14 protein-coding genes are annotated in these 12,716 nt (G+C 64.4%); 11 read left to right on the plus strand and 3 right to left on the minus strand.

Features of this window, described 5'->3' with window-relative positions; translation table 11 throughout:
- The first annotated feature begins 13 nt into the window (after positions 1 to 13).
- Positions 14 to 1,420 carry a dihydrolipoyl dehydrogenase gene (gene lpdA, locus ABVQ20_RS24580; RefSeq protein ID WP_354462057.1) on the plus strand — a complete coding sequence of 469 codons (1,407 nt, stop codon included), beginning with the start codon at positions 14 to 16 and terminating at the stop codon, positions 1,418 to 1,420.
- Positions 1,421 to 2,117: 697 nt separating this feature from the next.
- Positions 2,118 to 2,600 carry a DUF2867 domain-containing protein gene (locus ABVQ20_RS24585; protein WP_354462058.1) on the plus strand — a complete coding sequence of 161 codons (483 nt, stop codon included), beginning with the start codon at positions 2,118 to 2,120 and terminating at the stop codon, positions 2,598 to 2,600.
- Here the strand turns inward: ABVQ20_RS24585 and ABVQ20_RS24590 are convergent.
- Both ABVQ20_RS24590 and ABVQ20_RS24595 read right to left on the minus strand, forming a co-directional pair.
- A complete protein-coding gene (locus tag ABVQ20_RS24590) occupies positions 2,597 to 3,667 on the minus strand; it encodes a TraB/GumN family protein (RefSeq protein WP_354462059.1) in 1,071 nt (356 codons plus the stop codon). The genes ABVQ20_RS24585 and ABVQ20_RS24590 overlap by 4 nt on opposite strands.
- Positions 3,668 to 3,741: 74 nt before the next feature.
- Positions 3,742 to 4,680, minus strand: coding sequence for a tyrosine recombinase XerC (locus ABVQ20_RS24595; RefSeq protein WP_354462060.1), 939 nt, complete (start codon positions 4,678 to 4,680; stop codon positions 3,742 to 3,744).
- 118 nt (positions 4,681 to 4,798) lie between these two features.
- On the opposite strand from ABVQ20_RS24595, the gene rimM reads away from it, so the two are divergent.
- Positions 4,799 to 5,398 (plus strand): ribosome maturation factor RimM, encoded by a 600-nt coding sequence (rimM, locus tag ABVQ20_RS24600; RefSeq protein WP_354462061.1) that lies wholly within the window; start codon positions 4,799 to 4,801, stop codon positions 5,396 to 5,398.
- Positions 5,395 to 6,099, plus strand: coding sequence for a tRNA (guanosine(37)-N1)-methyltransferase TrmD (gene trmD, locus ABVQ20_RS24605; protein WP_354462062.1), 705 nt, complete (start codon positions 5,395 to 5,397; stop codon positions 6,097 to 6,099). Before rimM ends, trmD begins: the two co-directional genes overlap by 4 nt.
- Here the strand turns inward: trmD and ABVQ20_RS24610 are convergent.
- Complete coding sequence (locus tag ABVQ20_RS24610; RefSeq protein WP_354462063.1) at positions 6,081 to 6,833, minus strand: sulfite exporter TauE/SafE family protein; 753 nt, start codon at positions 6,831 to 6,833, stop codon at positions 6,081 to 6,083. The genes trmD and ABVQ20_RS24610 overlap by 19 nt on opposite strands.
- Positions 6,834 to 7,141: 308 nt before the next feature.
- Between ABVQ20_RS24610 and rplS the strand changes: the two genes are divergently transcribed.
- The 7 genes from rplS (at position 7,142) to ABVQ20_RS24645 (ending at position 12,393) form a co-directional block, all read left to right on the plus strand.
- Positions 7,142 to 7,690 (plus strand): 50S ribosomal protein L19, encoded by a 549-nt coding sequence (gene rplS / locus ABVQ20_RS24615; protein ID WP_354462064.1) that lies wholly within the window; start codon positions 7,142 to 7,144, stop codon positions 7,688 to 7,690.
- Positions 7,691 to 7,757: 67 nt separating this feature from the next.
- The gene (locus ABVQ20_RS24620; protein ID WP_354462065.1) at positions 7,758 to 8,576 is read left to right on the plus strand and encodes a class I SAM-dependent methyltransferase; all 819 of its coding nucleotides are present in this window, start codon (positions 7,758 to 7,760) and stop codon (positions 8,574 to 8,576) included.
- A gap of 94 nt (positions 8,577 to 8,670) precedes the next feature.
- Positions 8,671 to 9,090, plus strand: coding sequence for an organic hydroperoxide resistance protein (locus ABVQ20_RS24625; RefSeq protein ID WP_354462066.1), 420 nt, complete (start codon positions 8,671 to 8,673; stop codon positions 9,088 to 9,090).
- Positions 9,087 to 9,587 (plus strand): MarR family winged helix-turn-helix transcriptional regulator, encoded by a 501-nt coding sequence (locus ABVQ20_RS24630; protein ID WP_354462067.1) that lies wholly within the window; start codon positions 9,087 to 9,089, stop codon positions 9,585 to 9,587. Before ABVQ20_RS24625 ends, ABVQ20_RS24630 begins: the two co-directional genes overlap by 4 nt.
- A gap of 176 nt (positions 9,588 to 9,763) precedes the next feature.
- Positions 9,764 to 10,561: a transporter substrate-binding domain-containing protein gene (locus ABVQ20_RS24635; RefSeq protein ID WP_354462068.1), complete on the plus strand. Its 798-nt coding sequence runs from the start codon at positions 9,764 to 9,766 to the stop codon at positions 10,559 to 10,561.
- 332 nt (positions 10,562 to 10,893) lie between these two features.
- Positions 10,894 to 11,703: an amino acid ABC transporter permease gene (locus tag ABVQ20_RS24640; protein ID WP_354462069.1), complete on the plus strand. Its 810-nt coding sequence runs from the start codon at positions 10,894 to 10,896 to the stop codon at positions 11,701 to 11,703.
- Positions 11,704 to 11,757: 54 nt separating this feature from the next.
- Positions 11,758 to 12,393, plus strand: coding sequence for a class I SAM-dependent DNA methyltransferase (locus tag ABVQ20_RS24645; RefSeq protein ID WP_354462070.1), 636 nt, complete (start codon positions 11,758 to 11,760; stop codon positions 12,391 to 12,393).
- The last annotated feature ends 323 nt before the right edge of the window (positions 12,394 to 12,716 follow it).

The following is a 12,716-nucleotide window of genomic DNA, read 5'->3' on the forward strand; positions in this document are numbered from 1 at the left end:
GAAGGATAAAATCATGGCGTATGACGTCGTTATCATCGGGTCGGGACCAGGCGGCTATGTCTGCGCCATCAAGGCGGCGCAGCTCGGTCTGAAGACGGCGGTGATCGAGAAGAACCCGACCTTCGGCGGCACTTGCCTCAACATCGGCTGTATTCCTTCCAAGGCGCTGCTCTACGCTTCCGAGATGTTCGCCGAGGCCGGCCATTCCTTCGACACGCTTGGGGTCGAGGTCAGCGCGCCGAAGCTGAACCTGAAGAAGATGATGACGCACAAGGACACGACCGTGGCCTCCAACGTCAACGGCGTCGCCTTCCTGTTCAAGAAGAACAAGATCGACAGCTTTCGCGGCACCGGCAAGGTGATTGCGGCCGGCAAGGTGTCGGTGACCGGCGAGGACGGCAAGGTCGAGGAGATCGAGACCAAGAACATCGTCATCGCCACGGGTTCCGATGTCGCCGGCATTCCCGGCGTCAAGGTCGATATCGACGAGAAGGTGATCGTGTCGTCGACAGGCGCGCTGTCGCTGGACAAGGTGCCGGGACATCTCGTGGTGGTCGGCGGCGGCGTCATCGGCCTTGAGCTCGGCTCGGTGTGGGCGCGGCTCGGCGCCAAGGTCACCGTCGTCGAATTCCTCGACACCATCCTGGGCGGCATGGACGGCGAGGTCTCCAAGCAGTTCCAGCGGCTGCTCTCCAAGCAAGGCTTCGAGTTCAAGCTCGGCGCCAAGGTGACCGGTGTTGCCAAGGCGAAGAAGGGTGCGACCGTCACCTTCGAGCCGGTGAAGGGCGGTGCTGCCGAGACAATCGACGCCGACGTCGTGCTGATCGCTACCGGGCGCCGTGCCTACTCCGACAGTCTCGGACTGAAGGAAGCCGGCGTCGAAGTCGACGAACGCGGCCGGGTCAAGACCGATGGCCATCTGAAGACCAACGTGCCCGGCATCTATGCCATCGGCGACGTCATCGCCGGACCGATGCTGGCGCACAAGGCCGAGGATGAGGGCGTTGCAGTGGCGGAAACCATCGCCGGCCAGGCCGGCCATGTGAACTACGACGTCATCCCGAGCGTCGTCTACACCAGCCCGGAAATCGCTTCGGTCGGCAAGACCGAGGAGGAGTTGAAGAAGGCCGGCATCGACTACAAGATCGGAAAATTCCCGTTCAGCGCCAATGGCCGCGCGCGCGCCATGCTGCACACCGACGGCTTCGTGAAGATCCTGGCCGACAAGCAGAGCGACCGCGTGCTTGGCGTGCATATCGTCGGCTTCGGCGCTGGCGAGATGATCCACGAGGCGGCGGTGCTGATGGAGTTCGGCGGCTCGTCGGAAGACCTCGCCCGGACCTGCCATGCGCATCCGACCATGTCGGAAGCGGTGAAGGAAGCGGCGCTGGCAACCTTCTTCAAGCCGATCCACATCTGAGGGACCCAACGCTTCGTCATCCGAGGATGACGAACGCGTGGTGGCGTGTCCGCTCATCAAGCACCCCAAAAACAAAACGGCCCGCTTTTCAGCGGGCCGTTCGTATCTGATATCGAGCCGATCAGTTGGCTGGTGCGGCAGGAGCCGGCGCGGGTGCCGGAGCCGGAGCAGGCGTTGCCGGGGCCGGAGCAGGCGCCGGTGTTGCGGGCGCTGGCGCTGGGGTCGCGGGAGCCGGTTCGGCGGGTTTCATAGCGGGGGCCGGCGCAGGCGCCGGAGCCGGAGCTGGTGTGCTGGCGGCCGGCGCCTCGGCAGGTGCCGGCGCGTGGTCGGCGCTTCTTCCGAAGACATAGTAGGCGACAATCGCCAGGATAATGACAACCAGGGCAATCAACCAGGTGCTACCGCCGCCGCTCGACTGCACAACCGTCGTGCGGTCGACACGCGGATCAGTTGTTGTGCCCAGGGGCGGGGTGGGGTTGAAAGGATCCTTGGGATCATTGGGTGGGTTCGCCATAAAAGTGTCCTCCGTGGTTGAAAATCATCAATCAACAGCCACTAACGCGCGATCCTTGAACAGGTTTCACGCCAAAGATCGAAAACGCCAAACACCGGGCGGTTGGGCCCTGGCCGGCGGCGTTTCGCCACGCAGCGAGCCAGACTAGCCGATGCTATCGTTGGTTACGAGGGATTTACCGGCATGACGCCCACCGCACAGACCTTCCCTGATCCTGAAGCCGCGCTTGCCGGCGCTCAGTTCGCCGACCGCTACGTGCTGATAACCGATGGTCTTGCGCTGACCGCACATGGCGCGGCCGAACACACCCTGGGGCGAGCCCCGCGGTGGATCAGTCGGCTTACGCAGCTGCGCAACCTCGCCGTCAGGCCATTTGGATTGAAGACGGGGGCCGAACCCGACATGCTGCCGGAAAGCCGGATCGGCATATTTCCGCTGATCAGCCAGGCGCCCGGCAGGGTCGTACTTGGCCTGGACGACCGGCATCTCGATTTCCGTATGCTGGTGGAAGTGAAAGACCTCGGCGCGGGTCGGCAGGAAGTGGCTGTGTCGACGATCGTGAAGACGCACAATCTGCTTGGGCGGATGTATCTCGCCGTGGTCAAGCCGTTTCACCGGATCATCGTTCCGGCGATGCTGGCTCAGGTTTTGACCAAGTCGAGTTAAAGTCCCACCGCCGTGACAGTATAGCCGGCCTTGCGGAAATCCTCGACCAGTCCCTGCGGGCCTGGAAGGTGCAGCGCGCCGACCGCCATGAAGGCGTTGCCCCTGGCGAGGATCGGCTGGGCATGATCGACCATCACCTTGTTGCGGCTGGTGATCATGGTTTCCTCGAATGCCGCATAGGCGGCCGGGTCGTCCTGCTCGCCAGGCATGGCCGCACGGAACAGCGGCCAGAACAGGCCGGTATCGCCGCGCTGGTAGAGCACGATCATGGTCTCGTTGACGTCGTTGACCTTGTCGCCAAGTTTCAGCGTCTCGACCAGATCCTTCATGTGGAGGGCGATCGGCAGCGAGGCCATGGCATGGAGTTGGTCGGCAACGGTCTCCAGGCCCTCGACATCCTTGCCTGAAGCCTTGGCATCCTCGGCGAGCTTGACGTCAAGCACCGGCGCGCCGCCGGCCTTGCGGGCCAGCTCGCAGGCCGGAAGCGCCACCATGGCCGACAGCATCCACGGCTTCATCTTGGCGACCGTCGCCGAGGGAATGCCGCGCGCGTCGAGCGCCTTGTTCATGGCCGCCGCATCGTCCGGCGACAGCAGCGACGACAGCGTCGTGTTGTCGGTGAACATCATCAGGTCCGGCTCCTTGAGGAGCGCGGCCATCATTTTCTTCTGATCGAGCACTTCGGTGGTTTCGATGATGACCGCGTCGGCGGCATCGAAGGCCTTCTGGGCGGCGGCCGGCAGCGTGGTGACGCGCGGGTCGGTCATGTGCATGGTGCCGAACAGGAAGGACGGCTTTTTGCCGGGCTTTTCCAGTTTCCACAACAGGCCCTTGCCGTTCGGCGTCGCCGCCGCTTCCGCCTCGATTTTCTGGTAAGTGCCTGGGTCGCTCGCCTGGAGGGCCGACAGCATGTCCGTCCCTTTGCAAACGGGACCTTCGGCGTGCGCCCTGCCGGCCGTGAGCAACATGACAATCAGAAACGAAAGTAAAAACAGGATGTTTGCGGCCACCAGCAGCTTCAGGGAGACTGCTGCCGCGCGGTCTGCGATGGCGATGACGCGTTTCATGGGTTCTTAGTAGGACCAAAAAACGGCGAAACGGTTAACCGGCGCCGCAAAATTGTCCCGGATGGCGTGAGCGTTCATGCGCGGGGATGGGCGGATTCATAGATCTCGAGCAGCCTTGCGGTGTCGACACCGGTGTAGATCTGCGTCGTCGACAGGCTGGCATGGCCCAGCAGTTCCTGGATGGTGCGCAGGTCGCCGCCGCGCCCGAGCAGATGCGTGGCGAAGGAATGGCGCAGCGCATGCGGCGTCGCGGTGTCCGGCAGGTTGAGCGCCGAGCGCAGCCTGGCCATGTCGCGCTGGATGATCGCGGGATTGAGCGGGCCGCCGCGCGCGCCGCGAAACAGCAGGCCCTTGGGGTCGAGATGGTGGGGGCAGAGCCGGCGATACTCGGCGATGGCGCGCAATGCCACCGGCAGCACCGGCACCAGCCGCATCTTGCCGCCCTTGCCGGTGACGCGCAGCACGGTGTCGGCCTCCGACGCTAGATCGGCTCCGGACAGGCCCAGTGCCTCTGAAATGCGCAGGCCGGAACCATAGAGCAGGGTCAGCACGGCGGCGTTGCGGGCCGCGATCCACGGTTCCTCCGCCAGTTGCCCTTCGACGGATACGACATGCTTTGCATCGGCGGCCGTCAAAGGCTTGGGCAGGGATTTCGGCTGGCGCGGCGCGCGCAGCGCTGCCGCTCCAGCCGCGTTGGCGAGGCCGCGCCGCTCGAGGAACCGCAGCAGCGAACGGATGCCGGCAAGCCCGCGTCCAAGCGTGCGGGCGCCGGCGCCGTCATTGCGGCGGGCGGCGAGAAAGCCGCGCAGATCGGCGGGACGCAGATCGGCGATGTCGGAGATGCCGGGGGCGCCACCGCAATGGCCGGTGAGGAAATGCAGGAACTGCCTGGTGTCGCGCTCATAGGCCTCCACGGTCGCGGGCGACAGCCGGCGTTCGCGGGCCAGCATCTTCAGCCAGGCTTCACGCGCCGCCTGGAGGTCGGGTTTGGCGGGGATGAGGAATTCCTGCATGGGGCCCTTTCGCTTGTCGTGACGCCATCCTGCGATGGCGAGGTTAGGAAGCGGTGAAGAGGCGTCATTGAAATGCCGGCGGTGGAGAGCTAGAGCAGGGGCAAAGGACACTTTCGCCATGACCAAGCTGCAAAACCCCGTCCAGATGGCCGTGATCGGCGCCGCCCACGGCATCAAGGGCGAATTGCGCGTGAAGACCTTCACCGGCGAGCCGCTGGCGCTGGCCGATTACGGGCCGCTCTATGCCAGGGATGGCCGCGCCTTCCAGATCATCGACATCCGTCCCGCCAACACGGTTGTCGTGGTCCGCTTCAAGGGTGTCAGCGACCGCAATGCCGCCGAGGCGCTGGCAGGCACGGAACTGTTCGTTGACCGTTCGGTGCTGCCGGATGACGGCGAGGAGGATGAGTTCTATCACGCCGACCTCGTCGGGCTGGCGGTCAGGGATGAAACCGGTGCGGCCGTCGGCAAGGTTGTGGCCGTGCATAATTTCGGCGGCGGCGACATACTCGACGTGACGCTGGCGGGCCGCAAGGGCGTGCTGATCCCGTTCACGCAGGCCGCCGTGCCGGAAGTGTCGATCGCCGAAGGGTTCGTCCGCGTCGATCCGGCCGCGGCGGGTCTGGTCGACGACGAAGATGGCGATGCGCCGCGCGAAGAAGACTTCGACCCGAAGGGCAGACCGCGAGGCCCGAGGGATGCCGGGGGCAACCGGTGACGTTCAAGGCGTCTGTACTGACGCTCTATCCGGAGATGTTTCCGGGTGCGCTGGGGGTGTCGCTGGCCGGCCGGGCGCTGGAAGCGGGCACATGGTCCCTGGAAGCCGTCCAGATCCGGGACTTCGCCACCGATCGACACCGCACCGTCGACGATACGCCGGCCGGCGGTGGTGCCGGCATGGTGATGCGCGCCGACGTGCTGGCCAGGGCCATCGACCACGCTTCGCCTGAAGGCGATGCGCGGCCACGGCTGTTGATGAGCCCGCGCGGCAAGCCGTTGACGCAGGCCCGTGTGCGCGAGCTGGCTGTCGGGCCGGGCGCCGTGATCCTGTGCGGCCGTTTCGAAGGCGTCGACCAGCGGCTGATCGAGGCGCGCGGCCTGGAAGAGGTTTCGGTCGGCGACTTCATCCTGTCCGGCGGCGAGCCGGCGGCACTCGTCCTGCTCGACGCCGTGGTGCGGCTGCTGCCGGGCGTGATGGGCAATGCAGAGTCGGGCGAGGAAGAGAGTTTCGAAAACGGCCTGCTCGAACACCCGCATTACACGCGGCCGCAGGAATTCGAGGGCCGTCCAATCCCCGACGTGCTGACCTCGGGCAACCACAAGAAGATCGTGGAGTGGCGGCGCGCCCAGTCGGAAGCGCTGACGAAAGAACGGCGGCCCGATCTGCTGGCTGCTGGTTTTCAGCCCTTGGCGAAGTAGTAAAAAGCCAGGAACAGGCCGACCGCGACGACGAAGCCGCGTACCGCGTTCTGCGGCACACGCTTGGCGATCCAGACGCCGGCATAGCCGCCCAGCGCGCCGCCCGGAATCATGACGATCGCCTGTGGCCAGGCGACGACGCCACCCGAAACGAAGACGATGATCGCCACGGCCGCTATGACCACGGCCAGCATGTTCTTGAGCGCGTTCAGCCGGTGATAGTCGCCGGTCTGTGTCAGGCCGAGCGTTGCCAGCATCATCACGCCCATGCCGGCGCCGAAGAAGCCGCCATAGATGGCGGTGGCGAATTGCGCCACGGATCCGGCGAGCGAGCCCACCGATGCTTCGTCGCCTGGCTTTGGGGCCGGCTTCAGCCAAGGCCCGGCGGCGAACAGGGCGGTGGCGGCAAGCAGCAGCCAGGGCACCAGGGCGCGGAACGACGGATTGGAAAGCGCCAGCAAGATGAGCGCGCCGGCCAGCGCGCCGGCGGCCGAGATGAGGCACAGCAGCAGCGCGCCGCGCCAGAAATGCCGGATGTCGGTCGAATAGGCGAGCGTCGAGGTGATGTAGCCGGGAAACTGGGTCACCGAGGAGGTCGCGCTGGCGATGATCGGCGGCAGCCCGGCCAGCGTCATGGCGCCAAAGGTTATGAAAGTGCCGCCGCCGGCAACCGCGTTGACGGCGCCTGACAGAAAGCCCGCCAGGAAAAGCAGGACGATGTCGAAAACGGACATGCGGATGGCGCCGAAAAAGGATGTTTTGACCGGCTTAGGAAGCTTGGAGCCAAGGCGCAACCCCGTACCGCATGATTGCGATGGCGGCGTGCGATCAAAAAAGAAACCACGAAGGCGTGACAAAGCGTCGAAATAGCTGTATGTGCCCGCCCGTACCGGCAAGAAGAGTCTTCCGGACCCGTCAACAATGACGGTGTAGTCGCCCCTGCCCGATGTTTTCCGACAAAGGGCATAGCCGAGCGGTCATTGGAACTGCAAGGCGAGTGCCGGACGCTCTGACTGTCGAAGAACAAGAAGTGGATTACAGGATGGATATCCTCCGTCAGCTCGAGGCCGAACAGGCCGCCAAGATCGAAGCCAAGCGCAAGCTTCCCGAGTTCCAGCCCGGCGACACCGTGCGCGTCCAGGTCCGCGTGACCGAAGGCACCCGCACCCGCGTCCAGGCCTATGAGGGCGTCGTCATCGCCCGCTCCGGTGCAGGCTTCCAGGAGAGCTTCACCGTCCGCAAGATTTCCTACGGCGAAGGCGTCGAGCGCGTGTTCCCGGTCTACTCACCCATGGTCGAGGGCGTCGAGATCGTGCGTCGCGGCAAGGTGCGTCGCGCCAAGCTCTATTACCTGCGCGATCGTCGCGGCAAGTCGGCCCGTATTTCGGAAAACACCGGCGTGCGCGCCCGCAAGCTGAACGACGAGGAGCGCGATGCGTTGAACGCCGAGAAGGCCCGCATCGAAGCCGAGAAGGTTGCCGCCGCCCAGGCGCTCGCCGCCGAGAAGGCAGCACAGGAAGCCGCCGAGAAGAAGGCCGCCGCCGAGGCCGAAGCAGCAGCCAAGGCCGCTGAAGCGACCCCCGCCGAATAAGCTGTCGACGACAAGGTTTTCAAAAAGGCGGCTTCGGCCGCCTTTTTTCGTTTTGGGGGGGACAAGCATGGATACTTTCTTCGACGCCAACCGCCTGAACTGGGACGATCGGGCGGAACTGCATTCGACCGATGCCACCGGCAGCTACCGCATCGCGGCGGTGCTGGGCGGCGGCTCGGCGCTGCATGCGCTGGAAGCCGGCGAGATCGGCGATCTGGCGGGCAAGGACATCGTCCACCTGCAATGCCATATCGGCCTGGATACGCTCAGCCTGAAACATCTTGGCGCGAAAAGCGTGACCGGGCTCGATTTCTCGCCGAAGGCAATCAACGCGGCGCGCGCGTTCGCGCAAAAGGCAGGCACCGAGGCGCGCTTCGTCGAGGCGTCGGTCTATGACGCGGTCTCGGCACTGGGCCAAACCTATGACATGGTGTTCGTCACCTGGGGCGCGATCAACTGGTTGCCCGATATCTCGGCCTGGGCCAGGGTGGTGGCCGCCTTGCTCAGGCCTGGCGGCAAGCTCTATCTGCTCGAAGGCCATCCGACGATGCTGCAATTCGAAGCCACGGAAGGCCGGCTCGATCTCGAATATGGCTGGCGCACGCCGCAGACCAAGCCGCTCGTGTTCGACGAAGCCCAGACCTATACCGGCGACGCGCGGTCGCTGCCGCACACGCGCATCTATGAGTGGATCCATCCGCTGTCCGACATCGTCAATGCGATCCTGTCGGCGGGGCTTTCCCTCGATTTCCTCAACGAGCACGAGGTCATCGTGTGGAAGGCGTTTCCCTTCGTCGTCGAGACCGGCGAGGGCCAGTTCGAACTGCCGGACGGTTATCCTAGAATCCCGATGTCCTTCTCGATCGGTGCGACGAAACGCGGCTGAGACGCGGTCCGCAAGAGGCGTTCAACGAAGCGTGAATTGACTTCAAATACATCGTGTACAAATACATCGTGTACAAGATAAATGGAGAAACGAAATGCCAGCCCTCTATTCCACACAGGCCCGTGCCGTCGGCGGTCGCGCCGGCCATGTCCAGAGCAATGACGGCCTGCTCAGCCTCGACCTTGCCCTGCCCAAGGAACTCGGCGGCAAGGGCGGCGCCACCAATCCGGAACAGCTTTTCGCCGCCGGCTATGCCGCTTGCTTCGAAAGCGCCATGCGCTTCATCGCCGGCAAGCAGAAGCTGCCGCTTCAGGATGCCTCGGTGACGGCCAATGTCAGCCTGCATTCCAACGACCAGGGCGGCTTCCGGCTCGGCGTTTCGCTGGCGGCCGAGACGAAGGGTCTTGATCAAGCGGCGGCGGACGCGCTTGTATCGGCGGCGCATCAGGTCTGCCCCTATTCCAACGCGATCAAGGGCAATATCGAGGTGGCGCTTTCGGCAAAGGCGGCATGACCAGAAAAACCACATCCTCGGCCCTGGACGTCCCGGCGGATTTCGCCGGGATACCGAAGCTCGACCAGCATCTGTGCTTCGCGCTCTATTCGGCGAGTGGGCTGATGACGCGGCTCTACCGGCCGCTGCTGGAGCCGCTTGGCCTGACCTACCCGCAATATCTGACCATGCTGGCGTTGTGGGAGAAGGCACCGCGCACCGTGGGCGAGCTCGGCGAAACGCTGGGACTCGATTCGGCAACGCTGACGCCGCTGCTCAAGCGCCTGGAAGCCAACGGCCTGGTCACGCGCCGGCGCGACCGCGCCGACGAACGCCGCGTGCTGGTCGAACCGACGCAGCAGGGCGGGGCGCTGCGCGAGAGCGCCAAGGCCGTATCGGCGGCGATGCGTTGCCACTCGCCGCTCGATGGCGAGGAGCTCAAATCCCTGCATCACACCTTGATCCGGCTGATCGATGGGTTGCGTGAAGCCGGTGCTGCCGCGCCCGACCGCGATTGAGGGACAGAGCGCAACGATCGTCCTGGAATCCCTGGATTGAAGGCAGCCGAATCCGTTTTCGCGCGAGCTGACGCAGCGGAGCGTCTTGCATGACGCTTGCGGAAAGCTAAAGTCGGCGCCGGATTTTCCTGCAGGCCCGAACTGTGCCCGGGCTGCGCAATTCCTGGGGGTGTGTCATGACCAAATCGAAGCTGCTGCTAGCCGGCCTGCTGGCTTGCCTTCTCGCGCCTGTCGCTGCCTTTGCGCAGGCGCTGCCGGACCTCGGCGGCAAGAAAGTGGTGGTGGTGACAGAAAATGCCTACCCGCCGCTGCAGTTCATCGATGCCAAGACGGGAAAACAGATCGGCTGGGAATATGACGCGATGAACGAGATCGCCAAGCGGCTGAATTTTTCCGTCGAGTACCAAAACACTTCATGGGACGCGATGATCCAGGCGGTTTCCGACAACCAGTACAACATCGGCATGACCGGCATCACCATCAAGGACGACCGCAAGGCGAAGGTCGATTTCTCCGACCCCTACATGCGCTCGGAACAGTTCATGCTGGTGCGCGGCGATGAGAGCCGCTTCACCGACGCCAAGACCTTCGGTGCCTTCAAGGATGGCCTGGTCGGCGCCCAGGCGGGGACGACGCCGTTCTACACCGCCGTCTACAGCGTGCTCGACGGCAATGAGCAGAACCCGCGCATTAAACTGTTCGAGACGTTCGGCGCCACGGTGCAGGCTTTGAAATCGGGCGACGTCGATGTGGTGCTGACCGACGGCACGGCAGGCAAGGGCTATGTCGACGCCTCCGGCGGCAAGCTGAAGCTGATCGGCGGACCGCTCGGCAGCGAGGATTTCGGGTTCATCTTCCCCAAGGGCTCGGACCTGGTGAAGCCGATCAACGCGGCGATCGCGGCGCTGAAGGCCGACGGCACGTTCGATGCGCTCAACAAGAAGTGGTTTCTTGATTACAAGATGGGGCAGTAGTTCGTCTTGTCGCGGGTGTGTTTTGCCGCGCGGAAATTCGCGCCGACCCTGCGTCTGAACACCCCCCTCTGTCCTGCCGGACCCTGCCCTTCGCTGCCGCTCCGGGCGTTCGTCGTTCGGAAAGCCAAGCAATTGGCTTTCCGTCCGCTGCGCGGACCACGTCTCACCCCCCACAAGGGGGGAGATCAGCGGCTTAGAGGGCAGCGCTTCAACATCGGCAGTTGGCGAAAGCCAAGGCGACAGCTGATCTCCCGCCTTGCTGGGGAGATGTCCGGCAGGACAGAGGGGGGTGCCTTGGCGCAGTCCTTCTGCAATATTGCCGGCCTCGCATAATGCCTCCATCATCCTCCTCAAAACCCGACTTCCCCTGGTGGCTCGCGGTCGCCGTGGCTATCGCGGTCGCGGTGGCTGTCTTTGTCGCGACCAGCGACCTCTACGCTCAGGTTTTCGCCACCGTCGCCAAGGGTATCGGCGTCACCGTCTTCGTTACGGTGGTCGCCTTCGCCCTGGCTTCGACCATTGGGCTCGGCATCGCGCTGATGGGGCTTTCGGGCTCGCGCTGGCTGCGGCAGATCGCCCGCTTCTATGTCGAGATCATCCGCGGCGTGCCGATCCTGGTGCTGTTGTTCTGGATCGCCTTCGTCGGTGCGCCGGCCTTCGTCGCGGGTTGGAACGCGCTGACCACGCCACTGCAGAATGCCGGCCTGTTCGGCGAGCTTTTGGTGCGCGACGTGTCACTGCTGTGGCGCGCCATCATGGCGCTGACCATCGGCTATTCGGCCTTCATCTCCGAGGTTTTCCGGGCCGGCATCCAGGCTGTCGAGAAGGGCCAGATCGAGGCGGCCAAGGCGCTCGGGCTGACGCGCGTGCAGCGTTTTCGGCTGATCGTGTTTCCACAGGCGATCCGCACCATCCTGCCGCCGCTCGGCAATGATTTCGTCGCCCTGGTCAAGGATTCCTCGCTGGTTTCGGTGCTCGGCGTCGCTGACATCACGCAGATGGGCAAGGTCTACGCCGCCGGCTCCTTCCGCTTCTTCGAGACCTATTCAATCGTCGCCTATATCTACCTCATCCTGACGGTCAGCCTGTCCTTGGCGCTGCGGGCACTCGAGAGGCGGCTGCGCCATCAGCACGAGCAATAGCGCTTGAACAAAGACGGCGCTACGATCGGCCACACATCGCGTTTGGGAGGCCTCATGATCGTCGACAAAGCCAATGCAGCGCTGGATTCCGTCTACGGCGCCGATACGCCGGAAACTCTGGCCGAGGCCTATGCCGCATGGGCCGCGACCTACGACAGCGAAACCGCTTCGCTCGGCTATCTCTTGCCGTTCCTGATCACCGCCTGGGTGGCGCGCCACGTGCTTTCCGGCGAAGGCCCGCTTCTCGATGCCGGCTGCGGCACAGGCCTGTCGGGGCCATCGCTGAAGGCGCTGGGCTACGGTGACATTGCCGGGCTCGACCTGTCCGATGACATGCTGAAGATCGCCGGCAGCCGCAATGCCTACAATGAGTTGAAACAGGCGATGCTGGGCGGGCTGCTGCCCTGGCCGGACGGCCATTTCCGCGCCTTCTTCTCGACCGGCGTGTTCACCATCAGCCATGCGCCTGCATCGGGTTTGCACGAGTTGGTCCGCATCACGCGCAAGGGCGGCCATGCCATCTTCACGGTGCGCGACCAGGTGTTCGAGAGCGGCGGCTTTCAGGCCGTGTTCGACGAGTTGGAACAGGCGCAAAAATGGCGGCTCGTCGAGCAAAGCCCATGGTTCCGCTGCTATGCGATCGCCGAGCCGGACGCGCTGGTGAAGACGTTTGTGTTCGAGGTTTTGTGAGCTGCGAATTCCCCGACCTTGGCTCCCTTCCTCTCCCTCCGGAGGGGGGAAGGTGGCGCTGCGAAGCAGCGACGGAGTGGGGGAAGCCGGTGGTCAAATGTGCCGACGCTGACAACTCACCACAGGGCCTGAATCAAGGCGAGGCATCGCCCCGGCTTGAAGTAACAACGCCGGAGCCGGGTCGACCCCCACTCCGTCGAGCTTCGCCGAGCCACCTTGTATCTACACGAGAGAGATTTCGTGGGATTGAAGCGATTGAGCCAAGGTCCGGGCGGCCGCCCGGACCTTGGCTTGGCGAAGTCGCCCGTACCACCTGAGGTTAC

This window comes from Mesorhizobium shangrilense (genome assembly GCF_040537815.1).
Lineage (GTDB): Bacteria > Pseudomonadota > Alphaproteobacteria > Rhizobiales > Rhizobiaceae > Mesorhizobium > Mesorhizobium shangrilense.

Bases quoted from the DNA above. Each gene is read 5' to 3' on its own strand.
- lpdA (WP_354462057.1), top strand. From the start codon at position 14: ATGGCGTATGACGTCGTTATCATCGGGTCGGGACCAGGCGGCTATGTC.
- ABVQ20_RS24585 (WP_354462058.1), top strand. From the start codon at position 2,118: ATGACGCCCACCGCACAGACCTTCCCTGATCCTGAAGCCGCGCTTGCC.
- ABVQ20_RS24590 (WP_354462059.1), bottom strand. From the start codon at position 3,667: ATGAAACGCGTCATCGCCATCGCAGACCGCGCGGCAGCAGTCTCCCTG.
- ABVQ20_RS24595 (WP_354462060.1), bottom strand. From the start codon at position 4,680: ATGCAGGAATTCCTCATCCCCGCCAAACCCGACCTCCAGGCGGCGCGT.
- rimM (WP_354462061.1), top strand. From the start codon at position 4,799: ATGACCAAGCTGCAAAACCCCGTCCAGATGGCCGTGATCGGCGCCGCC.
- ABVQ20_RS24610 (WP_354462063.1), bottom strand. From the start codon at position 6,833: ATGTCCGTTTTCGACATCGTCCTGCTTTTCCTGGCGGGCTTTCTGTCA.
- rplS (WP_354462064.1), top strand. From the start codon at position 7,142: ATGGATATCCTCCGTCAGCTCGAGGCCGAACAGGCCGCCAAGATCGAA.
- ABVQ20_RS24620 (WP_354462065.1), top strand. From the start codon at position 7,758: ATGGATACTTTCTTCGACGCCAACCGCCTGAACTGGGACGATCGGGCG.
- ABVQ20_RS24625 (WP_354462066.1), top strand. From the start codon at position 8,671: ATGCCAGCCCTCTATTCCACACAGGCCCGTGCCGTCGGCGGTCGCGCC.
- ABVQ20_RS24630 (WP_354462067.1), top strand. From the start codon at position 9,087: ATGACCAGAAAAACCACATCCTCGGCCCTGGACGTCCCGGCGGATTTC.
- ABVQ20_RS24635 (WP_354462068.1), top strand. From the start codon at position 9,764: ATGACCAAATCGAAGCTGCTGCTAGCCGGCCTGCTGGCTTGCCTTCTC.
- ABVQ20_RS24640 (WP_354462069.1), top strand. From the start codon at position 10,894: ATGCCTCCATCATCCTCCTCAAAACCCGACTTCCCCTGGTGGCTCGCG.
- ABVQ20_RS24645 (WP_354462070.1), top strand. From the start codon at position 11,758: ATGATCGTCGACAAAGCCAATGCAGCGCTGGATTCCGTCTACGGCGCC.